This window comes from Oleidesulfovibrio vietnamensis, from assembly GCF_055388115.1.
Window position 1 is genome coordinate 1351589 of record NZ_AP042419.1, and the last position, 24099, is coordinate 1375687.

Consider the following 24099-nt stretch of genomic DNA (forward strand, 5'->3'; position numbering starts at 1 on the left):
GGGAGGAGACCGACAATGCGCAGACCGCTTGGCGTGGGACTGGGAGAAGTGCTGTGGGATATGCTGCCCGACGGGCCGCAGCTTGGGGGGGCTCCGGCTAATTTCGCCTATCATTTTAATGCACTGGGCGGGCAGGGTATGATTGTCTCGCGCGTGGGCGATGATGATGCGGGGCGCAGGGCGTGCCGTCTGCTTGCGGAACAGGGGCTGGATGTAAGCCGTATCAGCGTTGACCCGCTGCATCCCACCGGACGTGTGGATGTTCTGCTTTCCGCACAGGGGACGGCTTCATATGTTTTTCCCGATGATGTGGCATGGGATTTTCTGCCTGCCGCCCGCGCTGAGGACACTCTGACAGGCGGGGCCGCATGTATCTGCTTCGGCACGCTGTGTCAGCGCACTCCGGCCGGACGTGCGGCTGTCCGGTCGTTTCTGCAGGCGGCTGATGCTGCTGTGCTGCGGGTGTTTGACTGTAACCTGAGGCAGAATTTTTACAGCCCTGAAGTGGTGCAGGATTCATTGCAGCTGGCTGATGTGTTTAAGCTTAATGAAGAAGAACTGGACGTGCTGGCCCCTGCTCTGGGCGTGGCGGATGTGCTGCGCGATGCAGCTGCGCGCTGTGCGGCGCTGCATGCTCTGGTGACCCGTTTCGGGTTGCAGGCCGCGGCGCTGACCCGCGGTGCGCAGGGCAGCGTGCTGATGACCGGCGAAAGTTGCCACGAGCATGCCGGCGAAATGGTGGAGGTGGCGGATACCGTGGGGGCGGGAGACGCCTTTACCGCCGCGCTGGCGCTGGGATGGCTGTGCGGCCTGCCGCCGGAGCAGATACATGCCCGTGCAGCCAGTGTGGCCGCGTATGTGTGCGGTGCGCACGGGGCCATGCCGCCGATGCCTGCAGCATTGCGTCTGCTGCCCTGATAATTTTCCGCGCCTTTTCTGCCCTATACGTAAAAAATAAGCCTGCCCGCCGCAGGCTGCCTGCTCTCCACACGCCGGAGCATCGGGCGGCCCGCACTGTGCCCGCGCAGCGGAAGATGCAAGGGGTGCTTTTTCGCCGGTCGCTGCCGCTTTGGCATGCATTACGCTGCGGCTGCTTTTTATCCGGCGGAGATGCGGATAAAAAAGGCCGCTCTCTTGCGGGAACGGCCTGTGACGACGGGCAGTACATGAGGTTCTGCAGGGCTGTAAATGCAGGCTACACCCATGCGGGATAGTCGGTTACCAGCAGGTGCACGGGCTCCTCATCTTCTTCTATCTGCGGAAAACGCGGCATGCTGTGCAGAAAACGGTTATCGGTGTTGTCATCGTTGACCGAACTCACTTCACCCACCAGTATTTTGCCGCGCCCCTGCTGACCGTAAAACCGGTGGTACATGCCCTGCGGCAGAAAGATTGATTCACCCGGTTCAAGGATGACAGTGCCCCCTGCCGGAACAGTCTGCGGAATGCCGTCGATGAGTACAGTGACCGGGGTATCGGCAAGCTGTTCGTCCTTGTCGGAGTTGTACAGTTCGATGACCAGATTGCCTCCGCCGCGGTTGATGATATCTTCTGTCTTGGACCAGTGAAAATGCATGGGGCAGACTTGTCCTTCGCGGACCACCATGATTTTTTCGGCATAGCGCTTGGGATGTCCCGCTGCATGGTTACCGTTGCGGATGGTGAAAAGAATCAGTCCTTTTTTTTCAAAGTCGCCGGCACCATAGTCGGTTATGTCCCAGCCCAGCATGTTCTGCACCACTTCCAGCCCGCCTTTGCCTTTCCATTCCGCGGGCTTCCATCCGGCCCAGCGGGGCAGGCGGAACCCCAGAGCGTCAAAGAATATTTTGGTATCTTTTATCAGAGCGTTGATTTCACTGCGTTTCATGCTCAACTCCGTATTGGTCGTCAGGATTGCGGCTAGTAGCGTTTGCGCTGGCCGAATCCGGTTCCGATTACCGAAAACGTGTTTTCCACGATGAACAACGCGTTCGGGTCGGTTGTGAAAACTATTTCTTCAAGTTTTTTCAGCTGGATGTTGTTTATCACGCTCATCAGAACATTGCGTTCTGTGCGGGTGTAGGCGCCGTACCCTTTGAGTATGGTTGCCCCGCGGTGCAGTTCTTTCATTATGCGGTTGGAGATGGCTTCAGCGTCCTGCGAAATGATGAAGACAACCTTGCGCTGGTTGAAAAGCGACAGCGTGTATTCCACCGTGGCCGATGTGATGAAAACCATGATGATGGATGCCACCACCACATCGGGATTCATATACGTGGCCGTGATGAGGTACAGCACAAGGTTGTAGGCAAACGACGTCTTGCCCACGCCGATATTATACTTCTGCATCAGGTGGATGGATACGATGTCCATGCCGCCGTTGGACCCCACCGAGCGCAGCACTATGCCGGCACCGAAACCGCTGAGCGCACCCGCGGCCACGGCTGCATACAGCTGGTTATGAATGGGAATGGTGAAGTTTGTCAGCGAAAACAGTACCGATGTGAGTACTGTTGCGTACAGGCTGTACAGCACAAAACGCTTGCTGATTTTGAAATACCCGAAAAGAAAAATGGGAATATTCAGAAGCAGGTTGAGCGTACCTGTGTCCAGCCATCCCGTTTTGTAATAGATAAGCGAAGCAAAGCCGAAAACCCCGCCCGGTACAAATTGCTGAGGCGTGGCCAGACTTTTGAGAGAAACCGCAAAAATACAGGAACCTGCTGTGATGAGCAGCAGGTTCCATACAACCGAATAGAAAAAATCTCTGTTACGCATAAGCCTTGTCAGGATGCCTGGTCGCACATGGTGCGAACGTTTGCTGAGCATTGTTCCCCGCTGTGTGCCAAAATCCATGATAACGGACTTCAGAATATTGGCAATACAGGAAATGCAATGATCGGGCAAGGCGCTTTTAAAAACAGAGCATTCTGAAAAGCCTCAGGGCGCAGCGGTATTGTCGTCTGTGAATCAGTTATTTTCCATTTCCTGCTGACAATCGCGGCACAGGCTGCAGTTGGGCAGGGCATTGATACGTGCGGCAGGAATTTCTTCTCCGCACTCGCGGCAGTGAGGACGGCCGTCGATCCATTCCGGACCGGGACCGCCGGACAGTCTGCTGCGGGCCATGGAAATGGCGGCTTCACGCTCCCGCGTTTCCAGATCGCTGGCCTGATCGAACATATCGGGCATGTGGTTCTCCTTGGCATATCCGGGGGGATATCAATTTAAAAAAAGCCTAGCATCATATTACAGCGCCAACGTCAAGATAAAAGTGCAGTGCGGGCTGCGTTCATTTCTGAAATTCGACTCTGTTTCTTCCGTTTTCCTTGGCACGGTACAGGGCTGCATCGGCGGCAGCAATGAATGCATCCAGCGATGCCGTTTCCGGCGCCAGCACGGTTACGCCCAGACTGACGGTAATGCCGGGACTGGCTCCTTCGCCGTCCATCAGCACCGAGCTCTGTTCCACGGCCTGCCGCAGCCTTTCCGCTGTATGCATTGCCCCCTCGGCATCTGTTTCGGGCATGAAGACAATGAACTCTTCGCCCCCCAGCCGGCCCAGCGTATCGCTCTGGCGCAGGCCGGCCGAAAGCGTGGCCGTGACCCCCCGCAGCACGGCATCACCCGCCACGTGTCCGTATGTGTCATTGATCTGTTTAAAGTGGTCTATGTCTATCATGAGGCATGCCAGCGGGCGTCCGAAGCGCCGTGAACGGGCCATTTCGGCTTTGCCGATGTCCAGCACGCGGCGTCGGTTGAATATGCCTGTCAACTCGTCCGTGGATGCCTGTTCATGCAGCCTGCGCTCGTGTGCCTTCTGCCTGCTGATGTCACGTGCGGTTACATAGATGCGCCGGTGCTGCATGTCGGGCAGCACGTTCCACGAAAGCCAAATCCAGCTGCCTTCTTTTTTTAAAAAACGGCCTTCATGCGCCCGTACGGGAATGCCTTTCATCAGCAAAGCAAAATTTTCCGCAGCCTTGGGTACATCATCGGGGTGCACATAATCGAAACAGGGCGGCAGGCGCAGCTCTTCAGCGGTCCAGCCCAGCATGTTTTCCCATGCCGGATTGGCTTCAAGTATGTTGCCTTCAACATCCGTGATGGCCAGCAGGTCTATGGAGTTGCGGAACAGCATGTCGCGTTCCATCATGGCCTGCCGCCGCGCTGTTACATCGGTGGTGGTGCCTACCAGACGGGCGGGTTTCCCTTCGCGGTCGTGGCTTATGACGGCTCCGCGTTCCAGCACCCAGATGACAGCCCCGTCGGCGCGCACCGCACGGTGCTCTGTCTGAAAGTAAGGGACACCGCCCCGCAGATGCTCCTGCAGGTGGGCTGTCACCTCTTCTTTGTCGGCGCGGTGAATGCGCGATGACCATTCTTCGGGCGATGACAGCTGCTGGTCGGTTTCAAGTCCCATTATTTCTTTCCAGCGGGGAGAATAGTAAACTCTGCCGTCCGGTATGTTCCAGTCCCACAGCCCGTCCTGATTGCCGGTAAGAGCCATCTGCAGGCGCTCTTCATTTTCCCGCACTTTGGCAAGCCCCGACCGGTAGATGATGAGTGTGCTTGCCAGCACCAGCCCCACCAGAAACAGTACCCCCGCGGCGATGCGCCAGCGGGCCTGACGCTGCATTACCTCGTTGACGGTATCGCCCGATACGGCCAGACAGACCTTGAGCCTGCGTCCTGCGAAATCGACCGTGTCCCACGCCAGCAGCATCTGCTGGGCTTTGCTGTTTTCCGTGTCGGGAAAGTCAAAGATGCCGCTGCCGGATCTGGCTGCCAGCACTTCCCGGAAAACATGCATCCGTTCCGGTGCGTTTTCATAGATATGGGTAAATATGTTTTTGCCGATGTTGTTGCTGTCAGGGTCGAAAAGCAGTGTGCCGTCATCCGCCAGCAGGTAGCCTTGCCCTATGTTGTCCACATGCAGGTCGGCCACATACCGCTTGATTATCCGTGTGAGGCTGACAACCGTGGCAGACATGCCCAGCAGCTTTTTGCCGTCCGAAAAAGGATAAAGCAGTCCTGCAAGCTGGTGTTCGGGGGTGATGTGCAGGGGAGCTTTGAGCAGGTTGCCGGCCAGTTGTTCGGGGGCGTTGCTCCAGTTTTGCGTTATCCATTCCTGCGCGTATGCCGCGGCTTCCATGGAAAGCGGGACGGAAGCCAGCTCCACGCTTTTAAGGCTGTGCGGGGTATCCATAAGAACATAGGCAAGGATGTTCGGCTGTCTTGTGATGTGCGCGCTGAGCAGCTTTGCCTGGTATGTGGCACCGTAGTCGATGGCAAAGCGGGCATGCCCAGCAAGTGATGCGCCGGATGCGGAGATCATGTCCAGCTGGTCTTCTATGGCGTTGGTTGCCACGCGCACCTGCAGAGCCTGCTGCCGGCTGAACTGCGCAGCGTATTCCGAGGCGGTGGTGAAATCGAACCCCGCCATGGCTGCCACAAAGGCGATGAGGCTGACCAGCCCCATGATTACCGGAAAAAAGTGTTTTTTCATAAAAAATAGCCGCATCTGGAATGGAAGCAGTGCTGTCATGATACTAGCCGTGTGCCGGCTTCCGGAAAATGATTAGTTTCCGGCACAAGTAAGCGCTGTTTTTCGTTTGTGAACTATAACAGGGCTTGAATGTGTGAAAATGAAAAAAAATGAAAGTTTGACTTTCTTTTTTGTTGCTTTGGTGTGTTGATATGCCATATAACGAAAGCGTGACAGCCGGATTGTGAAGCAACTGTGCCGGCTGCGCTTCCGCCTTGTCCGGACAGCGCAGCCCGACGCGATCCTGTCATCCATATTACCGGCAGCGCGGATCCTCCTCCGGTGCTGCAACGCGCATCCTGAGTGTCATAATCCCGGTCACGAAGGTGCCGCAGAAAAGCCCCGTCCTCAACCGGGGCTTTTTTTTGCGCGGGGCTTTTTTTGCGTCCGGATGGCTGATGGTGGCGTATATTCAAAACTATGCTATACTACAGGGAAAGTACGCTACGCCGTGTGCGTGTGCAACGCCTTTTATGCAGGAGCGTGTATGGGTGATGCGGGGGTGACAGTTCGCCGTGTGCTGAAAACGTTTGTGCTGGCTGCGCTGGTGGTGCTGCCGGTGATGGCCGCCGATGTGCTGCGTTTCGCTTTCTGGCCGGATGTTGCCGTGCTGAAAAAAGAAAATCCCGCAGCAACTGAATACATGAGATTCAGAGAGTCGCTGGCGGAGCGTCCGGTTCCCAAGCTGCGGTGGGTACCTCTGGGGCAGATTTCTCCGTGGTTGGTACGGGCTGTGACCATAGCCGAAGATGACCGCTTCTGGGATCATGAGGGGTTTGATACGGAAGGCATGCGTCAGGCTTTTCTGCGCAACCTGCGGGAGGGGCGGCTTGCCGCGGGGGGCAGCTCCATTTCTCAGCAGCTTGCCAAAAATCTGTATCTGTCACCCGACAGAACCCTGAGCCGCAAGCTGAAAGAAGCCCTGCTTACATGGCGGCTTGAAGCCACGCTGTCAAAACGGCGTATACTGGAAATTTACCTGAATGTCATAGAATGGGGCGACGGCATCTACGGAATCAATGCGGCGTCACGGCATTTTTTCGGTGTCGAACCGGCGGCGCTCTCACCGGCGCAAAGCGCCCGTCTGGCATCAGTGCTTCCGGCGCCGCGGCGGTATTCTCCGGTTTCGGATTCCGGTTATGTCACAGCCAAAAGCAGAGTTATCCTGCGGCGCATGCAGCGGCGTTCGTGGCGCTGAGGTTCAGGGCTTGAGCCATAAAAGCAGCAGGCCATGGTATACAAGTCCGCTGCAGAACAGCAGCAGGCAGGGCAGTGCCACATGGCGCCACGCTTTGCTCAGGGTGCAGTGAAAATACTGGCATGTGAGCACAAAGCAGACATGCAGCGGCGTTGCCATGATGCCGGTGAATCCGGAAAATATGGCCAGCATGACATAGGCTGTCAGAGAATCCTGCAGACCGGCCTGAACGGCCAGTGACACGATAAGAGGAAATGTGGCCCCCACATAGGCCATGGTAATGCCCGATACCGCCCCGACAATAAAAGGCATGAAAATACAGCTTACCGTAAGGGCTGTGCGTCCGCCTGCCAGCTGCGCCAGCTGATGTACCGCCCCTGTGGTGTTCAGCATCTCCTTGAAAACAAATATGGCGGCAATGACGAGCACCATCTGCCACAGATGTCTGTGGCGCAGCGATGCCGCCAGAATACCGGCGCTGCCTTTATTCTGTACGGCTGCAGTCAGTATGCCTGCAGCCAGTGCGGCAATGACGCCTGATTCAAAAGGAATGCCCTGCGCTGAAAAAGCCAGTACCGTTTCAAGCAGCACAGAACCGCCGATGGCCACCAGCAAAGGCAGCCCCTGACGCAGAACCGCTTTCGGCGTGCTTGCCGTCACGGTACTGTCTGTCTGCACCGTGGCAGGCGGAAGAGAAAGTACCGCCGGTCTCAGCATGAAAAACCATCCTGCGGCCAGCATGATTGCCATGCCCGGCAAACCGAAGGCGCAGATGGTGGTTATGGGAATGCCCGAGAGCGATGCCGCCAGAATGATGCCCGGATACAGCGGCCACCATGTTTCCCATACATGCCGGTACCAGTAGTTGAGCGCAGCCAGCGTGTCTTTTGAAACCTGCATGCGGCTGGCCACGGCACCTATCATGGGGGCCGAAAAAACAGCACCGCCCGGCATGGGCAGCAGTCCTATAAGCATGGGGAAGAAAACCAGCCGCAGGCGCGGGTTTTTCAGATAGCCGGACAGCGCATCCATAAGACGCAGGGTCTGGCCTGATTTTTCCAGAACATCGCTGAGCAGCAGGATAAGCAGCACTATGGCCGCCAGCATGAGGGTCTGCGGGCTGGTCAGCCCCGTGAATACCGTGGGCAGCCACATATCAGGAGCCAGACCGAAAAACAGCCCTACGGCGGCACCGCCGCTGATAATGGAAAGCCCCAGATTCACCCTGAAGCGGATGGCGAGCAGCATGATGATGAAAGCGGCAGCCAGCTTGATAAGCGGCAATAACGAGTCCGGGCCGGTCACGGCGGTTTGCCTCATGTGTGGAAGGTCAGCGGCGCGGCTCCGGGCCGCTGCACGCAGGCGTGTTGCAAAAAGCGACGGTTACGGCTGTGACGTAACATGAATCATATGCCCTGAACAGCCATGAATTGCCTGCGCAAACAGGAAAAACGGTTTACTGTTAGAGGAAATATTTTGCGAACGGGGCTTGACCTCCGGTGAACTCTGTTCTACCCCTCAGGTTGCCAACACCTGTTTCGGACAGTGTCGAACAGCCTCGCGACCCATGGGCCGCGTGGCGTTTTTTCTTATTGTCGTTGGCAAAAAACTATCGAGAAATGTCAAGGAATCAAACATGAGCAGCATCCCGATTTCAGTTGAAGGCTTTGAACTGGTTAAACGAGATCTTGAAAGGCTGAAGCAGGAACGTCCCGCAGTGATTCAGGCCATCAAGGAAGCACGCGAAGAAGGCGACCTGAGCGAAAACGCAGGCTATGATGCCGCCCGTGAGCGTCAGGGCATGCTTGAAGCGCGTATCGGCAACATCGAATCCCGCATGGCCCGCTTCAATGTCATTGATATGAGAACGCTTGGCGGCGAGCGTGTGACCTATGGTGCCACCATAGAGCTGGAAGACCTCGAAACCGGTGAAATGCGGGTGTATACTCTGGTGGGTCCCGACGAGACTGACTATGTGAAAGGCAGCATCTCGGTTCTTTCTCCTGTTGCCAAAGCTGTTCTGGGCAAAGAGGAAGGCGACGAAGTTGTGGTGGACGCCCCGAGAGGAAAAATACATTACGAAATCGTTTCTGTAAGCTTCAACGGCCCTGTCATCACCCTCGAATAGTTTTACAGGCCAGTCTGGATGTGCTCCTGTCGGCGCCACCGGGCGGCCAGTACCTCCGGTGACACCAGACAGCCAAGACAAGCTCTGTAAGCCCCTGCCGTTTTTGCGGCGGGGGCTTTTTGTTTTTGCTGCGGGTACAGGCAGGGCAGTGTCAGGTATTTTTACTGGTGTAATTATAATCGACAGCTGTCTTTATCTTCTCAGTTTGTTATCAGTCTGTAATGTAAGGGCTATTTTATATTATAAGATGTGTCGCTTTTTTTTACATTTTTTTGTTCTTTGTCGATTCCAAGGTTAACATGTTGTTTTAATTTTGTATTGTCGATTTGGAACCGCTATTGCTTCTGTTATATCGAAGGCTTGGTAGCGTTAGAGTACAGGGTAACAGGAGTGAATCATGAAAACTGTCTGTCGGATTGCAATGGTGCTTGTTGCGACGCTTATCTTTGTTTCGTCAGCATCGGCCGGGGTGGTAACTTCCTGGCAGTATTCTTATGATGCCGGTTTTGTGGACTGGACATGGGCACAGTCCGGAGACTCCGGCGGGGTGAAGGGACCGGTCAATCTGAACGGCGAGACCGGCTACCATACCCTCTGGTGGGGCTCCAGCCTGCTTCCCTTGTTTCAGTCCCGCATTGAACTCAACGCACCTGTTTCCGGTGTGGTGAACACAGGCGGTGCGCCTGCCGCAGCCATGACCATGACGCACTACAACAGATGGACAACAAGCGCGCTTGTCTCCGGCACGGTGAAAGCCGTACTTGAACTTCAGGCGCTGGAGCCTGTGGCGGGTGAGCCTGCAACGCTTTCCACCGAACTTGATTTCAGCTTTTATGAAAAGTCTATATTTGAAGGAATGAGCCGCGATGTGTTTATTTTGAACAATCCGCAGGTCACCTTTGAAGGTTTTGAGTATGACGGTGAGTGGTACACGCTGGACTTCGGCGGGAGCTTCGGCGTTATTCCGGAATATTACATTCAGCGGATCGGGCTGGATACGGGACTTACATATTATGGATGGGTTACCTCGGAATTTGACAGTACCGTGGTGGACACCAGCTTTTCAATTTCGCATGTGATGCCCCAGCCCGCGCATGCTCCGGAGCCCGCAACAATGGGGCTTATGGGACTGGGTATGCTGGCCATGGGCGGATACGCCCTGTGGCAGCGCCGCAAAAAAAGCTGAGTTGCTGCAAGTGCTGAATCTGCCAAGCGGTCCGCCTGCGGGCCGCTTTTTTTGTGCACAAAATCCGGAATGAGTGTCTGCTCCTGTCGGGGGTGATGTCGGTAGTTATAACTGGTGTCGGATTTATTTACAGTTAAAATACAGTCAATCATGGGTAGGGTTTTGCCTAACATGTTAGATTAGATTGTGTTAGATTGCATGGAACGCTGTTTGCTTAACCAGTGTGCCTCTACCGAGGAAAGAACTCATTACTATTTGTGTAAGGAAGCTGTTATGCACACTCGTATTGTTACAATAACTGGTATTCTTGTTTTCAATCTTCTTTTTGCGGCCGTTGCTTCTGCTGCCGTGGTTACTTCGTGGGGCTACACCTACAACGCCGGTTTTACCGACTGGAAAATGTCCGACCGCTGGACCAGACCTTCTAAGTGGGGAAAAACCTGGATAGATGGCGAGAAGGCCTACAAGAATCTGTACTGGGGCGATAACTGGAACGGCTGGAGCGGAATCTCGCTGGACAGCGGAACCAGCGGTATTGTGCACACCAACGGTGATGCCGCGCATGCCATGTCCATGACGCACAGCAACTCGCCCACTTACGGCGGGTCGCTGGTATCCGGTACCGTCAAGGCCATGCTCGAACTGAGAGCTCTTGATCCGTACCATGGCTCAGAAATAGCGTTGTCCACGGCTCTGGAATTTGCATTTTATGAGACCCCCAATAACGGGCTGCTTACTGATGACGTGTTCATTCTGACCAACCCCGGGGTGACCACCGAAGGCTTCGAATACGGCGGCGAGTGGTACACGCTTGATTTCGGCAGCAGTTACGGTGTCATCCCCGAGTCCTACATCGAAGCTCTGGGGCTGGACACATCCATCACGTACTACGGCTGGCTGACTCCTGAAAATGCAGACACTACGGTGGACACCAGCTTTACCATCACGCATCGGCCGCAACCCACACCTGCGCCGGAGCCTGCAACGCTCGGGCTCATGGGGCTGGGGCTGGTGGCTCTTGGCGTGTATTCCCGTATGAAAAGAAATGTTGCGAAGCGTTCCTGATGAACCTGTCGCACCGCATACCGGCAGGCTCTGATGGCAGAGCCTGCCTTTTTTTATGCTGCTGCCATGTGCGCGAAACCATGGAGATACACCGGTACAATGCGGTGTGCGTTTGATGCCGTTTTTTCCGGAACAGCAGGCGTTATGTGTGGTGACAGGCGGGAGCAGTGCTGTAAGAAGCCCGTAAGGCCGGTGCAGGCTGTAACGCGCGTACTTTTTCCCGCAGGCGGTGCCGGGCTGTCACCGCCACTGCCTGACCAACAAGTCTCAGGTATTGCCGGGCTGTCAATTTGTGGTATAATGCAGGCGAAGGTGTCGAAAAGTATTACAGTTTCCGATGGGTTTTCCGATGTAGTACATAGTGGTAACCTGTTGACGCTATATGGAAAAAATATACAGGCACGGCGATTGCTTGTCAGATATGCCGCCTGCAACGGGTGGCTACTAAAAGCTGGGGGGAATCAGCTCATGAAAATTCGTGCTCTTTTTGCGTGCGCCGTCTTTGTGGCGGGTATTCTTGTGGCATCTGCTGCGTCTGCAGCTGTGGTCAACAGCTGGCAATACTCATACCATATCGGTTTCACCGACTGGGAAATGTCCGGCCGTAACGGAAACGTGGGTTACTGGGGGCGCCAGAAGATTGATGGCGAAAAAGCCTACACCTATCTCAGCTGGGGTTCTTGGGAAAAGCGCAGCAGCATCGAACTGAAAAGTTATACATGGGGAAATGTTGATACTGATGGTGATGCTGCCTATGCAACCACCATGACCCATACCAACATGCCCGTGACAACTGATACTCTGACCTCCGGCAGGGTGAAAGCCGAACTGGCTCTGTGGGCTCTGGATCCGTATTACGGAGAGAAAAAAGCTCTTACCACCTTTCTTGAATTTGACTTTTACGAAACACCTAACAACGGCGGACTTACCAGTGATGTGTTCATCCTGACCAATCCCGGGGTGACAACAGAAGGGTTTGAATACGACGGCGAGTGGTATACGCTGGATTTCAGCAGCAGCTACGGCATCATACCCGATTCGTATGTCGAAGCACTGAAGCTGGACAAAAGCATAACCTACTATGGCTGGCTTACACCGGAAAATTCTAAAACCTCCGTGGATTCGTATTTTTCCATCAGCCATCGTCAGCAACCCACTCCTGCGCCCGAACCCGCCACTCTGGGCCTCATGGGTATGGGCATACTTGCTCTCGGGGTTTATTCCCGCATGAAAAAGAAAAACGCGTAACATTTTTCAGCGCGTATATCGGACAGCAAACGGCAGGCTCTGGAAACAGGGCCTGCTTTTTTTGCGCAGTGCATTCCCGCCGGAAAAATGCTGTTGTGCTTTCGGGCGGATATCCAGCAGGCGTGCCGGAGGTCTTATGCCGGCGAGTGCAGTGCGCAGAGATATGCTGCCGGATGCCGCGGAGCGGACTGTAATAATAAAGCGCCCCGTAAGGAGCGCTTTATTATTGTCAGGAAAGAGAAGAAGCGGTGCGGCCGGATGAGCTGTGCCGGTCCGGCTGCCTGCGTGTCCTGTCATGTGTGCCGGTGATGGCGCGTGCCCGTTCAAGGGCTGCGTTTATGTCCGGCATAATGTTGCGGCGGCCGATAATGTCCAGTGTTCCGAGCCGCTGTAATTCCTGCAGCGGGGCCTTGCGCAGGCCGGAAAGCAGCAGCACTGTTCCGTTGGCTTTGCAGCGGGCATGCAGCAGTTCCAGAGCGTTGATGGCCGTGGAGTCTACTGTGGGCACTTTGCGCAGGCGCAATATAAAGACGGCCGGTGATTTTTCCATGATATCAAGAACGCTTTTAAACCTATCAGCCACACCGAAGAAGAATGGCCCGTCAATTTCATAGATGCGCACCCCCTGCGGGACATCACTTACGGGTTCTTCTTCAGCCCATGTCTCGGCGGCAGGCTCGCCATCTGATTCGCGGATGCGCGTGACTTTGCTCATGCGCTGCATGAAGAGCAAAGAAGCCAGAACAACTCCCACATTGACGGCCACGGTAAGGTCGACGGCCACCGTAAGTCCGAATGTAAGGCACATGACCAGCACATCAGGCTTCGGGGCGCGCAGCAGGCGCATGAATTTGTGAATTTCGCTCATGTCCCACGCCACCACAACAAGTACGGCGGCGAGGCATGCCAGCGGAATGTACCCCGCGGCCGGAGCCAGCAGTAGTACAAACAGTACCAGTACCGCAGAGTGAATCATGCCCGAGACAGGTGAGAAAGCCCCCGATCTGATGTTTGTGGCTGTTCTGGCAATGGCGCCTGTGGCGGGAATGCCACCGAAAAGTGCGGATGCGATGTTTGCCGTGCCCTGTGCTACCAGTTCAGTGTTGGCGTTGTGCCGGCTGCCTGTCATGCCGTCGGCCACCACGCACGACAACAACGATTCAATGCCGGCCAGCAGTGCCACGGTAAGCGCGTCGGGCAGCAGTATGCGTACTTGCGCCCATGAAAAGTCGGGCAGGGCAAATGACGGCAGTGTCTGCGGTATGCCGCCGAATCTGCTGCCGATTGTTTCCACAGGCGCGCCGCACGCGGCTGCTAGCACTGATACGGCTGCCACGGCCGCAACCGGAGCGGGAATGCGGGGAACAAACTGCCGTACGCCGATGATGATACCCAGCGTCAGCAGGGCGGCAGCTGCGGTTACCGGATCAATGGCACCAGCATGTCCGAAGTATGCCTGCCATTTTCCGATAAAGTCCGGGGGTATCACATCAAGCCGCATGCCCAGAAAATCGTTTATCTGTGATGAAAATATGAGCAGTGCGATGCCTGCGGTAAAGCCGGTGGTCACAGGATAGGGAATGAATGTGATCAGGGTTTCGAGTCGCAACACACCGAAAATAATAAGGATGATTCCGGCCATTATGGTGGTCAGCAGCAGGCCGTCAAAACCGTGTCTGGAGATGATGTTGAAAATGATGACGACAAACGCACCCGTGGGGCCGCCTATCTGATAGCGGCTGCCGCCCAGCGCAGAGATAAGAAAGCCTGCGACGATGGCGGTAAAAAGTCCTTTTTCGGGCGTGGTGCCGGAAGCGATGGCAAACGCCATGGCCAGCGGCAGGGCGACTATGCCCACGGTGGCACCGGAGCCGAGGTCGCGCAGGAAGTTCTGGCGGGAATATCCCTGACGGAGAACAGAAATGGCCTTGGGCAGGAACCCTTCCCTGTCCGAGGCCACATTTTGAGAATGCATTTAAGGCCTCCTGAAATGATATGCGATGAACGCAGAGGCTGGCATGTCTACTCCTCTTTTTATGTTGTGGCAATAGTGGGACAAGTTTTTAAAGTTTTGATGTTCAAGGTGAAGACTCTTTTTTGATTGTGATTTTTTTAACGTATGGTTTCTTATCGTGGAGTGTGGCTTCATAATACTGAGGGAGCTTTTGTTTTTGGTGTGCATTTGCATACATAAGTTCTTTTAGATTCGTTATGATATGGTTTTAGGTTGTTGTACATGTGTTGTATGGTAAGAATTGTGCAAAGTGCATTGTATTGACGCTTTGTTGCTGTTGTTGTGTGCTGCCTGTTGTGGTCGTGGAACGTTTTTATTTCGGGCATGGAAAAGGGGGCAGTCAGGGCAGATGAGGCGCAAACTGCCATTACTTGCTGAACAGGTTTGGTGATGAGAGTCTGGCATGGTTGTGCCGCATGGCGGGGCATGCGCTGCACTCAGAGGGGCGGTTCTGTACGGGCCGGACCGGATTCAGACTTTGTGCTGTTTGTGCGGGGGGGGGGATGCCCGGCTGAAGGACAGTACCATGGAGAAGGAGATGACGGTGGTTATGGCTGTGTGCTTTATGGATGGCGGGCACTTATGCATTGCAGATGATTAACGCAAAGTCTTGGTTGTATCATTTGTATGACACGTTCTGCTTTGCAAAAAGACTGGCAGCATATGATAAAATGATATGTAGTCATTATGGTGTTTCTGTTGATTTGATATCGATATAGAATATGAAAAATATTTTGCTAGCTTTCATGAAAAATAATCAACACACGCTTTTTTTGTTTTTAAAAGTGATTCACGATGGTGACAGTTTCAGACGTTCAAGGAATGCTACACAGAGTTTTATACCGGTTTCGGGATAAAACATTGCGCGGTGTTGCCATGATTGTTGCCTGATGATATCATGCAGATTAAGTCTTTTGCCCGCGAAAAGACTTCTCGTCTTTTTCCTTTTTGTTTTTCTATGTACATTGCAGAGCGTTATGCATTCCGGCTGCATTTCAGGCAGCGGGGTTTTGTGCGGCCGAGAATGCAGGCAGAAGGAGTGAATATGATTACCGCAGCAAGTCTGCTGACTGCGCTGGCTGTTTTCATCGCACGTCTGTGCGATGTATGTCTGGGCACCATCAGACATGTAATGATTATACGCGGCCGCCGTCTGCTGGCGTTCAGCGTGGCGTTTTTCGAAGCCGTTATCTGGGTGTATGCCGTTTCACGCGTCATCGGTGCGGTCAGCGATCCGGTGACATCTCTGGCGTTTGCCTTGGGGTTTGCGTCGGGTACTTATGCAGGCATCACGCTGGAGGGGGTGTTTAAGATTGGCGAACAGGTGGTGCGCGTGTTTACACGCGAAGGTGGGCCGGTTGCCTGCACGCTGCGCGATGCCGGTTTTCGCGTGACGGTTTTTGACGGACAGGGGCGGGATGGTGTTGTAAATCTGCTGTTTGTGCAGGTGCGCAGACGTCAGGCCGGTGAAGTGGCCCGCATTGCCCGCAATGTGGACCCTGAATGTTATATGGTGGTTGATGATATAAGAAAAACCTATACCGTGGGCGGTTGATGCAGGCCTGCACCACTGTGGTGCAGGCCTGCACGGATATAGCGCGTTTGCGGGCAAGACCCGTGTTCTACTCTTCTTCGCCCCATGCTTTTGCACTGCGGGCTACTTTTTTGCGGACGTTTTTCCAGTCTGTCTCATGGGTAAACATGGACTCCGGAAGCGCAGCCAGCATCTTTTCGTATAAGCTCAGCGGAACGGTGAATGTCAGCTCATCTGTTTTCATAAATTTTCGTGCTGAAGGATCAAATCCGCCGATGACAGCTTTTTCGATGCCTTTTTCTTTATAGTACAAGGGCCATCCGAGTATGTTGGTGCAGCCTGCGCCGAAAGGTGAGGCCACGCAATCCATATCACCTGTGGTGAAAACAGTCTGTGTGAACAGGCCGGTCAGCACTTCAGGGCGGGCAAAGAATATGATGAACTCAGGTTTTTCTTGAGCACTGAACAGTGACAGCGGTTTGAATATGCAGTAGTGGGCAGGAGCTTTGCGTGGTGCCACACGAAGAATGAAGTTGCGCATGGCGTCGGGGTCGGGCATATACCGCTCCCCCTGCAGCGGGGTGCCTTCAAACCCCGTGGAAACATAGTGCTCAATGAACCGCAGATGAGGCTGAAGCATGGCGCAGTAATACACTCCGCCCGGACAGCCGTACTCTGTCTGCGAGATGAAAGCCGCGCCGTGCTTTTTTCTGGCCAGCCATATGCTGCCCATGACACAGGTGAACGACTTCATAACTTCCCGCATATCCAGCTTTCCGCTTTCTTCCAGTTCGCGCGAAATGGGAACACCCGTTTTAGGGCCGAACGCATTCTCCGGCTTATCATCAGAGTAATATACTCCCAGAGGCTCTTCATTCAGACCGAGATGTTCCATGAAGGTGGCTGTGCCGTCGAGTACCTGTTGCATCGTCATATCGTCTCCTTGTTTTATTGTGAAAGTTGGCTCCGGAGATGATTGCTTTTCAGTATGCCCTTTCATACCATGCTCATGGATAAAATAAACAACGCTTGCAGAAAACTCTTTTCCGATGGTGGGCATAATGGTGCAGGACTTTTTGAACGACGTGCCGTTGCTGGTGGAAGTGGCCCGGCAGAAAAGTTTTTCCAAGGCAGCTGAGGCGCTGGGCATAGGTGTTTCCACGCTTTCAAGGCGTATCAAATTGCTGGAAAAGCGTATGGGGGTTCTGCTTTTTTACCGCGATACGCGTAATGTCGAATTGACGGACAACGGTGCGTACCTGCTGGACCGCTGCGGTTTTGTGCTGGAAGAAGTGCAGAAGGCGTATGATTCTGTGGTGCTGAATATGCAAAAGCCTTCCGGACTGGTGCGGGTATGCATGTTTCTTGATCTTTACGACGGACTGCTTAAAAAAGTGCTTCTTGATTTTGCAGCCAGATGGCCGGACATCAGTCTTGAGCTGACGTTTCAGGACCATCCCGTGGATATGCGCACCGCCCCCTTTGATGTGGCTTTTGTTACCGGAAACGCCATTGCGCCTGCTCTGGTCACACGCAAGCTGCTGACCATAGAACCTTTTCTGTATGCTTCGCCTTTATTGCTTGAACGCTATCCGATGCCCAGCGAACCCGACGACCTGCACCGCATGCCCTGCATTGTGCTGCAGCGTTTCGGCGGGCGGTGGCCCATGCACAATGGCAGCCGGCAGGTGACTGTGGATGTTGTGCCCCGATACAGTTTCAGCTCTGTAGAGATGTGCCGCGATTTTCTGCTGGCCGGTCACGGAGTGGCCCTGCTGCGTAAAGAGCGCGCCCGGCCTGATGAAAAGGCGGGGCGGCTTGTACGCCTGCTTCCCGACTGGAGCGGCGGGTTTGTTCATGATGTGAATCTGGTGATGGGATCAAGACAGCTCCCCATGCGGGTGCGTCTGTTTGTCGACCACGTACTGGCGCAGTTTGCGCCATAGCCGCTGACAGCCGGCAGATATGTCTGCCGGATCTGCAGTTGATGTGACTGCCTTCCATAAAAATGCGGGGCAAAATGGCAATGTTGCTGTTTTACTCCGTGGAACAGAAAAAGGCACCTACAGTTTTTGACTGTAAGTGCCTTATTTCATTTCTGGTACCGGGAGCGAGACTCGAACTCGCAAGGTGTTGCCACCGGCGGATTTTGAGTCCGCTGCGTCTACCAATTCCACCATCCCGGCAAATGTGAGACGGTTCTAATAGGATGGAGAGCATGCAGCTGTCAATAACCGGATGGTAAAAAAGGCAGGGAACGCGTGTTGTATGTAATTCGGCTTCAGGGCCGGAGACGCCGCTCGCGCTGTGGAAAGGATAAGAATAACATGTTGTTGTCTTATAGCTGTGCAAAAGGTGATATAAAACCGAAACGGTGCGGCATCAGACCGGGGCCGGTTTGTTTGCCGCATGGCCTGTCGTGGAGAGGTCTTCTGCGGTTGTCCGCCGCGGCTGCAGGGATTTCCTGTTTACTTCCCCGATGGTTTGCGCTATCAGAACTCGTTGATTCTGCATGCGGGCAGGCTGAATGTGCCATTTTTTAACTGCGGGGGCTCGACGTGGTTTTTCCTACTGGTTCGCTGGTTAACCTTATTGCCATAGTGCTGGGCAGCTGCGCCGGCATGCTGCTGGGAAACCGTCTGCCCGAGAGGGTGCGGTACATTGTTTTCTGTGGTCTGGGGCTGGCGACGCTGGTTATCGGCATGCAGATGGCGCTGAAAACCCAGAACCCTCTGATTCTGGTGTTCAGTATTCTTCTGGGTGGCATCACGGGAGAACTGCTCCAGATTGAACGGGGACTGAACAGTCTGGGCGAGCGTCTTAAAAAGCGCCTGAAATCAAACAATTTACGTTTTGTTGACGGGTTTGTTTCTGCCACGCTGCTTTTTGTCATCGGCTCCATGGCCATACTGGGGCCGTTTGACGAGGCACTGCGCGGAGACCGGACGCTGCTGTACACCAAGTCCATTCTGGATTGCTTTGCCTCTGTACCGCTGGCGGCCAGTTTCGGTTCCGGCGTTTTATTTTCCGCCGTTCCCGTTTTTCTTTATCAGGGGGCGCTCACCCTGTTTGCGGGTGTGCTCCAGCCCATGCTCACTCCGGCAATGATGAATGAGATTATTGCGACCGGAGGCCTGATGATTCTGGGCATTGCGCTGGGTCTTCTGGACGTCAAGCGTATCCCCCTTTCCAACCTGTTGCCTTCGCTGGTTTACGCAGGCGTTCTTTCCTACTTTTTCATGTAGCGCCGCTGGTGCGGCGGCTGAACTTTCTGCTATGCTCACGGGCGCGCGTATTGCGCGCCCGTGTCTTTCTGCGCGCTGTACAGTTTTTTGCGTGCCGTCCGATGCGGTGCACCGGCACGGGACAGGCCGGAGTCCCTGTGGTGCGGGCTTTTGATGGCGGACACAAATAAAAAACATTCATCCCTTGCTCTTCTATTGTAAGGCATTATCATTAAGCGTCCGGCGCCGGAATATTCTCAGGGCGCCGCTTAATGCGCACACGGAGAATTCATGAGCAAACCCTGCATTCATATAGAAGGTGCCCGTCAGCACAACCTGAAAAACCTGACGCTGGATATTCCCAGAGACGAACTGGTCGTAGTCTGCGGTCCGTCCGGTTCGGGCAAATCCACCCTTGCGTTCGACCTTGTCTATGCCGAAGGGCAGCGGCGTTATGTGGAATCGCTTTCCGCCTATGCGCGTCAGTTTCTGCCCCAGATGGACAAGCCTGATGTGGATAAGATCGAGGGGTTGTCTCCGGCCATATCGCTGGAACAGCAGTCCACTTCGCGTAACCCGCGTTCCACAGTGGGAACAGTGACCGAGGTGTACGACTTTCTGCGTGTTTTTTATGCCCGGCTGGGCATGATGTATTGCCCCAAGTGCGGCAAGCCCATTGCCGCGCGTGCCGCGGACGAGATCATCGCCGATATTCTGTCCATGGAGCAGGGCACCAAGTTCATGGTCATGGCGCCTTTGGTGGAACACCAGAAGGGAACGCATGCAGACAGGCTTAAAAGGCTGAAAGCACAAGGTTTTGTGCGTATCCGGCTGAACGGCGAAGTTATGACGCTGGACGAGGTGCCGGCTCTTGAAAAAAACAAAAAGCATTCCATTGATCTGGTGGTGGACCGGCTGGTGCTTAAAGACGGCATACGGGGACGCCTTGCGGATTCTGTGGAACTGGCTCTGCGTTTTGGCGAGGGGCGACTTATCGTCAGTATTCCCGGCGGGGCAGAACAGGTGCACAGCACCGAATCTGTGTGCCCCACCTGCAAGCTCAGCCTGCCGCCGCTCAGCCCGCAGCTTTTTTCATTCAACAGCCCGCAAGGGGCGTGTCCGCGGTGTTCCGGTATAGGCAGCATCGATTATTTCGAGCCCAATCTTCTCGCCCCCAACAAGGGCCTGTCGCTTGCGTCCGGTGGCCTGCTGCCGTGGAAAAATCCTAAAGTATTCGAGCGGTACAAGCCTGCTCTTAAAGCGTTGGGCAAAGAACTGGGGTTTGCTGCCGACACGCCGTTTCGCGAGTATTCCGAAAAGGCGTGGAATGCATTGTTTCACGGAGAAAAGGAGACCGGCTGGCCGGGAGTGGTTCTGCTGCTGGAAAGGGGAATGCAGCTGGGCAGCCAGTGGCGTGACGAACTTTCGCGGTACCGGCAGTCGCATCCGTGTCCGGCATGTGACGGCGCGCGGCTGAAACCGGAAGCGCTGGCCGTCCGAGTGGACGATCTGAATATTTCGCAGTTCTGCTCATTGTCCATAACCCGTGCGCTTGAATGGCTGCGCGGGCGTGATTTCAGACAATCGCAGGCGGTCATTGCCGAGCCGCTGCTCAAGGAACTGACTCACCGCCTCGGGTTCATGGAGAATGTGGGGCTTGATTATATTTCGCTGGGCCGCAACATGTCCACGCTGTCCGGCGGAGAAGCTCAGCGCATCAGGCTGGCTTCGCAGCTGGGATCCGGTCTCGTGGGGGTTACCTATGTGCTGGACGAACCCTCCATCGGCCTGCACCCCAAGGATAATGAGCGGCTCATCCGTACGCTGCGCAGCCTGCAGCAGAGGGGCAATACCGTACTTGTGGTGGAACACGACGAAGCCACCATTCTGGAAGCCGACACGGTGGTGGAACTGGGCCCCGGTTCGGGAATGCTCGGCGGCGAAATAGTGTTCAACGGCAGTGTGAAGTCGTTGCTGAGCGATTCGGATTCGCTGACGGCCCGCTATCTGCGGGGCGAGATGACCATCCCGCTGCCGGAAAAGCGGCGGCAGGGCAGCGGCAGCATTGTCCTGCGCGGGGTGACCACCAACAATCTGCAGGATATCGATTGTGAAATTCCTCTGGGGGCGCTTACCTGCGTCACCGGTCCTTCCGGATCGGGCAAAAGCTCGCTTGTGGTTGATTCGCTGTACAAGCATATCGCGCTGCATCAGTCCATCAAAGTGGACAGCCCCGGGCAGATACGGGGCATAGACGGGCTGGAGAACATCGAACGGCTGGTGGCCATCGACCAGACGCCCATCGGGCGTACTCCACGCTCCAACCCCGCCACCTACACAAAGATATTTGATGAAATCCGCAATATTTTTGCCATGACGCCCGATGCCCGCAAACGCGGTTACAAACCGGGGCGGTTCAGCTTCAACGTGCGCGGCGGGCGGTGCGAAGCCTGCGGCGGCGACGGGCAGATACGTGTGGAGATGCATTTTCTGCCCGATATCTATGTGACCTGCGATGTATGCGGTGGCAAGCGCTATAACCATGAAACGCTTGAAGTCCGTTACAAGGGTATGAACATTGCCGATGTGCTGGGCATGACTGTGCGTCAGGCAAAGGCGTTTTTTGAAAATTACCCTGCGCTTGAAAGACGGCTTGCCGTGCTTGAGGATGTGGGGCTTGAATATCTGCGGCTGGGGCAGCCTGCCACCACGTTGTCCGGCGGCGAGGCCCAGCGGATCAAGATTTCGCGGGAACTGGGCAAACGCAGTCTGCCCGGCACGCTGTATATTCTTGACGAACCGACAACAGGTCTGCACATGCACGAGGTCGGCAAACTTATCCGGGTGCTGCATCAGCTGGTGGACAGAGGCGCCACGGTGGTTGTCATCGAGCATAACACCGATGTCATCATGGCGGCGGACACTGTCATCGATCTGGGGCCGGGCGGGGGTGAATACGGAGGGCGTATTGTTTCCAGCGGTACTCCCGAAGAAATCATGGCCGATCCGGCTTCTGTTACAGGAAGTTTTTTGAAGCACGAGGCCGTGGCGGTCAAGGCGGCAGGGCGCTAGCGGCCCGCCTGTCTGTGTTCCGGCGTAATCCGGCGCCGCAGCGGAAATTCCGCTGCGGCGCTTTTTTGTGTGCTGCAGAAAAGGGACGCGCGGGTGGATTTCATTGCAGCGTGCGGGCTGTGTGTAAAAAACAGCTGAAGAAAGCCTGCCGTGCAGAGTGTGTGCTGCAGGGCAGGCTGCATATGATATAATATGGCAGTCCGGCGGGGGCGGAAACTCTGTATGAGAGTGTCCGGTCATTTTATAACGGGTTGCACTGCAGTAATGTTGTCAGCGTGCGGTTGCTTACAGCACCGGATGCACTGCGGCCATGATTGCTGTACAAGGCTGCCGGTTGCGGGAATGCGGAGCGGCAGTCAGCATAAGCCGCGGGCAGTGGTGCCACCGGCAGATACAGGCGGTATCGCAGATATGTTTGTCATGACGGCGGAACACTGTTATGGTATGTATCTGTTTTACGCTTGCCCGGTGTATATGCTTTGATATAAGCATACGCCCCCGCTTATGTATGTTGCTTGCTTATTTTTTATTTGTCTGGAGTGTCGATGAAAACATCTGGTAGTATTAAAGAAGTTTACAGTGCTTTGTTTGTTGACTTTGATAACATTTACACCCGCCTTGCAGAACAGGACCCCCAGTACGGGTATCTTTTTGCCACCGACCCGCAGCGCTGGATGCGCTGGCTGGAGCACCATGCGCTGCGCATGCTGCATGGCGATGGCGTGCGGCGGCGCATACTTAAACGGTGCTGTTATCTTAATCCGCAGATATTTCAAGATTTCAGGCCGCATTTTGTTCGTAATGCCTTCAGCGTCACAGACTGTCCTCCCCTGACGAAACAGGGTAAGACCAGCGCGGACATCCATCTGGTCATAGATGCTCTGGATGCTCTGTCGCACCCCACCTATTTTGATGAGTTCATCATTCTGTCCGGCGATGCCGATTTTACCCCGCTGCTTATACGCTTGCGCGAACATGCGCGCAAAACGCTGGTGCTCTCGGTGGGGTTCACATCGCCGGCGTATGCGGCCGCCAGTGCCTGGCGCATACGTGAAGACATGTTTATCGGCGAAGCCCTGCGCGATGCCGAGCCGGAAAGCTATCCGGCCAGAGTGGTGCGCCCGGCTGATGTGGATGAGATGGTGCGGCGCGGAGCTCAGGTGGTGCGTAACTATATGCAGAAGCAGCCCAAACCCGTACCGTTGGCGGTGCTTGCCTATCTGGTGCGTAAAGAGCTGGGACTGGACCATGAATGGATGGGATTGGGTAAATTCATGCCGTTTCTTGAACGCATGAATCTGACGGAATACACGCATTCACAGCAGGTGCCCGGCTACCTGTACGACCCGCAGCGACACGAACCGCCGGATGAAGACGAAAATATCGCCGCGTTCAGGAGCAAATATCCGGATCTTTATGATTTTGCGCAAAAGGTACATCGCAAGACAGACCACCCCGTACTGATGCCCGAGCATTTCATGGGCCTGCTGCACTGTATTGCCGATGAACTGGAGGAAAATGCCTTCTCGCTGACGCAGACATCGCGCAATGTGCGTGACCGTTGTGTCCGCAAGGGGCTGCCCGTGGCACGCTCACATGTCAACTGGCTGCTGGTGGGCATTGCCCGCGGGGGGTACCGGTTCGGCGAACATTCGCCCGAAAGCGTGAAGGAAATGGCCAAGTCCGCCATCCGCAATGCATACGACCTGCTCAGTCTGGCTGACTGGAAACTGAACCGTAATGAAGAGTACCTGCTTATGTCGTGGCTGTATCCCAAATGCGCAGCCGGAGATATGTGGGCGGATGAAGATGCTGAAGACCGTGACGCGGCGTGTGCGGAACGTGCGGAGTATTATGACGAGTAGCCGTTCCGGTGCGACGACTGGAGTATTTACGGTTTTCA

The 24099-nt window shown here is 55.0% G+C and carries 18 protein-coding genes and 1 tRNA gene; 11 read left to right on the top strand and 8 right to left on the bottom strand.

Annotation, left to right across the window (positions count from 1 at the left end):
* Positions 1–15: 15 nt before the first annotated feature.
* Positions 16–918, top strand: coding sequence for a carbohydrate kinase family protein (locus tag ACZ5D1_RS05865; protein ID WP_464556217.1), 903 nt, complete (start codon positions 16–18; stop codon positions 916–918).
* Positions 919–1195: 277 nt separating this feature from the next.
* Here ACZ5D1_RS05865 and ACZ5D1_RS05870 read toward each other — a convergent pair whose 3' ends face one another.
* From ACZ5D1_RS05870 to ACZ5D1_RS05885, 4 genes are all read right to left on the bottom strand, one after another.
* Positions 1196–1867 carry a D-lyxose/D-mannose family sugar isomerase gene (locus ACZ5D1_RS05870; protein ID WP_464556218.1) on the bottom strand — a complete coding sequence of 224 codons (672 nt, stop codon included), beginning with the start codon at positions 1865–1867 and terminating at the stop codon, positions 1196–1198.
* A 32-nt stretch (positions 1868–1899) separates the two neighbouring features.
* On the bottom strand, positions 1900–2835 hold the full coding sequence (locus ACZ5D1_RS05875; RefSeq protein ID WP_011368371.1) for a YitT family protein: 936 nt from the start codon (positions 2833–2835) through the stop codon (positions 1900–1902).
* A 114-nt stretch (positions 2836–2949) separates the two neighbouring features.
* Positions 2950–3171 carry a TraR/DksA family transcriptional regulator gene (locus ACZ5D1_RS05880; RefSeq protein WP_011368370.1) on the bottom strand — a complete coding sequence of 74 codons (222 nt, stop codon included), beginning with the start codon at positions 3169–3171 and terminating at the stop codon, positions 2950–2952.
* Between the two features lie 100 nt (positions 3172–3271).
* Positions 3272–5488: a diguanylate cyclase gene (locus ACZ5D1_RS05885; RefSeq protein WP_011368369.1), complete on the bottom strand. Its 2217-nt coding sequence runs from the start codon at positions 5486–5488 to the stop codon at positions 3272–3274.
* Positions 5489–6014: 526 nt separating this feature from the next.
* Here ACZ5D1_RS05885 and mtgA point away from each other — a divergent pair.
* Positions 6015–6725, top strand: coding sequence for a monofunctional biosynthetic peptidoglycan transglycosylase (gene mtgA, locus ACZ5D1_RS05890; RefSeq protein WP_011368368.1), 711 nt, complete (start codon positions 6015–6017; stop codon positions 6723–6725).
* Between the two features lie 3 nt (positions 6726–6728).
* Here the strand turns inward: mtgA and ACZ5D1_RS05895 are convergent, their stop codons facing one another.
* Complete coding sequence (locus ACZ5D1_RS05895; RefSeq protein WP_011368367.1) at positions 6729–8030, bottom strand: DUF401 family protein; 1302 nt, start codon at positions 8028–8030, stop codon at positions 6729–6731.
* A gap of 331 nt (positions 8031–8361) precedes the next feature.
* Here ACZ5D1_RS05895 and greA point away from each other — a divergent pair, with 331 nt between their 5' ends.
* The 4 genes from greA (at position 8362) to ACZ5D1_RS05915 (ending at position 12352) form a co-directional block, all read left to right on the top strand.
* On the top strand, positions 8362–8853 hold the full coding sequence (gene greA, locus ACZ5D1_RS05900; RefSeq protein WP_011368366.1) for a transcription elongation factor GreA: 492 nt from the start codon (positions 8362–8364) through the stop codon (positions 8851–8853).
* A gap of 397 nt (positions 8854–9250) precedes the next feature.
* On the top strand, positions 9251–10039 hold the full coding sequence (locus tag ACZ5D1_RS05905; protein ID WP_011368365.1) for a THxN family PEP-CTERM protein: 789 nt from the start codon (positions 9251–9253) through the stop codon (positions 10037–10039).
* 273 nt (positions 10040–10312) lie between these two features.
* Positions 10313–11104 (top strand): THxN family PEP-CTERM protein, encoded by a 792-nt coding sequence (locus ACZ5D1_RS05910; protein ID WP_011368364.1) that lies wholly within the window; start codon positions 10313–10315, stop codon positions 11102–11104.
* Positions 11105–11572: 468 nt separating this feature from the next.
* On the top strand, positions 11573–12352 hold the full coding sequence (locus ACZ5D1_RS05915) for a THxN family PEP-CTERM protein (protein ID WP_464556220.1): 780 nt from the start codon (positions 11573–11575) through the stop codon (positions 12350–12352).
* 229 nt (positions 12353–12581) lie between these two features.
* Here ACZ5D1_RS05915 and ACZ5D1_RS05920 read toward each other — a convergent pair whose 3' ends face one another.
* Positions 12582–14327, bottom strand: coding sequence for a SulP family inorganic anion transporter (locus ACZ5D1_RS05920; protein ID WP_464556221.1), 1746 nt, complete (start codon positions 14325–14327; stop codon positions 12582–12584).
* A gap of 1084 nt (positions 14328–15411) precedes the next feature.
* Here ACZ5D1_RS05920 and ACZ5D1_RS05925 point away from each other — a divergent pair.
* Positions 15412–15921 (top strand): DUF2179 domain-containing protein, encoded by a 510-nt coding sequence (locus tag ACZ5D1_RS05925; protein WP_011368361.1) that lies wholly within the window; start codon positions 15412–15414, stop codon positions 15919–15921.
* A gap of 67 nt (positions 15922–15988) precedes the next feature.
* Here ACZ5D1_RS05925 and ACZ5D1_RS05930 read toward each other — a convergent pair whose 3' ends face one another.
* On the bottom strand, positions 15989–16834 hold the full coding sequence (locus ACZ5D1_RS05930) for a DUF169 domain-containing protein (RefSeq protein WP_464556223.1): 846 nt from the start codon (positions 16832–16834) through the stop codon (positions 15989–15991).
* A gap of 127 nt (positions 16835–16961) precedes the next feature.
* Between ACZ5D1_RS05930 and ACZ5D1_RS05935 the strand changes: the two genes are divergently transcribed.
* Complete coding sequence (locus ACZ5D1_RS05935; protein WP_464556224.1) at positions 16962–17846, top strand: LysR family transcriptional regulator; 885 nt, start codon at positions 16962–16964, stop codon at positions 17844–17846.
* Positions 17847–17999: 153 nt separating this feature from the next.
* Here the strand turns inward: ACZ5D1_RS05935 and ACZ5D1_RS05940 are convergent.
* Positions 18000–18086 (bottom strand) — tRNA-Leu (locus ACZ5D1_RS05940).
* A gap of 372 nt (positions 18087–18458) precedes the next feature.
* Here ACZ5D1_RS05940 and ACZ5D1_RS05945 point away from each other — a divergent pair.
* From ACZ5D1_RS05945 to ACZ5D1_RS05955, 3 genes are all read left to right on the top strand, one after another.
* Complete coding sequence (locus ACZ5D1_RS05945; protein WP_011368348.1) at positions 18459–19145, top strand: DUF554 domain-containing protein; 687 nt, start codon at positions 18459–18461, stop codon at positions 19143–19145.
* Positions 19146–19415: 270 nt separating this feature from the next.
* Positions 19416–22196, top strand: a complete 2781-nt coding sequence (gene uvrA / locus ACZ5D1_RS05950) for an excinuclease ABC subunit UvrA (RefSeq protein WP_464556225.1) — start codon at positions 19416–19418, stop codon at positions 22194–22196.
* 545 nt (positions 22197–22741) lie between these two features.
* Complete coding sequence (locus tag ACZ5D1_RS05955; RefSeq protein ID WP_011368346.1) at positions 22742–24061, top strand: NYN domain-containing protein; 1320 nt, start codon at positions 22742–22744, stop codon at positions 24059–24061.
* Positions 24062–24099: the final 38 nt, after the last annotated feature.

Coding starts and splice junctions, on each gene's coding strand:
- ACZ5D1_RS05930 (WP_464556223.1), bottom strand. CDS start 16,834: ATGACGATGCAACAGGTACTCGACGGCACAGCCACCTTCATGGAACAT.
- ACZ5D1_RS05865 (WP_464556217.1), top strand. CDS start 16: ATGCGCAGACCGCTTGGCGTGGGACTGGGAGAAGTGCTGTGGGATATG.
- ACZ5D1_RS05925 (WP_011368361.1), top strand. CDS start 15,412: ATGATTACCGCAGCAAGTCTGCTGACTGCGCTGGCTGTTTTCATCGCA.
- ACZ5D1_RS05955 (WP_011368346.1), top strand. CDS start 22,742: ATGAAAACATCTGGTAGTATTAAAGAAGTTTACAGTGCTTTGTTTGTT.
- ACZ5D1_RS05885 (WP_011368369.1), bottom strand. CDS start 5,488: ATGAAAAAACACTTTTTTCCGGTAATCATGGGGCTGGTCAGCCTCATC.
- mtgA (WP_011368368.1), top strand. CDS start 6,015: ATGGGTGATGCGGGGGTGACAGTTCGCCGTGTGCTGAAAACGTTTGTG.
- uvrA (WP_464556225.1), top strand. CDS start 19,416: ATGAGCAAACCCTGCATTCATATAGAAGGTGCCCGTCAGCACAACCTG.
- greA (WP_011368366.1), top strand. CDS start 8,362: ATGAGCAGCATCCCGATTTCAGTTGAAGGCTTTGAACTGGTTAAACGA.
- ACZ5D1_RS05915 (WP_464556220.1), top strand. CDS start 11,573: ATGAAAATTCGTGCTCTTTTTGCGTGCGCCGTCTTTGTGGCGGGTATT.
- ACZ5D1_RS05875 (WP_011368371.1), bottom strand. CDS start 2,835: ATGGATTTTGGCACACAGCGGGGAACAATGCTCAGCAAACGTTCGCAC.
- ACZ5D1_RS05935 (WP_464556224.1), top strand. CDS start 16,962: ATGGTGCAGGACTTTTTGAACGACGTGCCGTTGCTGGTGGAAGTGGCC.
- ACZ5D1_RS05910 (WP_011368364.1), top strand. CDS start 10,313: ATGCACACTCGTATTGTTACAATAACTGGTATTCTTGTTTTCAATCTT.
- ACZ5D1_RS05870 (WP_464556218.1), bottom strand. CDS start 1,867: ATGAAACGCAGTGAAATCAACGCTCTGATAAAAGATACCAAAATATTC.
- ACZ5D1_RS05905 (WP_011368365.1), top strand. CDS start 9,251: ATGAAAACTGTCTGTCGGATTGCAATGGTGCTTGTTGCGACGCTTATC.
- ACZ5D1_RS05880 (WP_011368370.1), bottom strand. CDS start 3,171: ATGCCCGATATGTTCGATCAGGCCAGCGATCTGGAAACGCGGGAGCGT.
- ACZ5D1_RS05920 (WP_464556221.1), bottom strand. CDS start 14,327: ATGCATTCTCAAAATGTGGCCTCGGACAGGGAAGGGTTCCTGCCCAAG.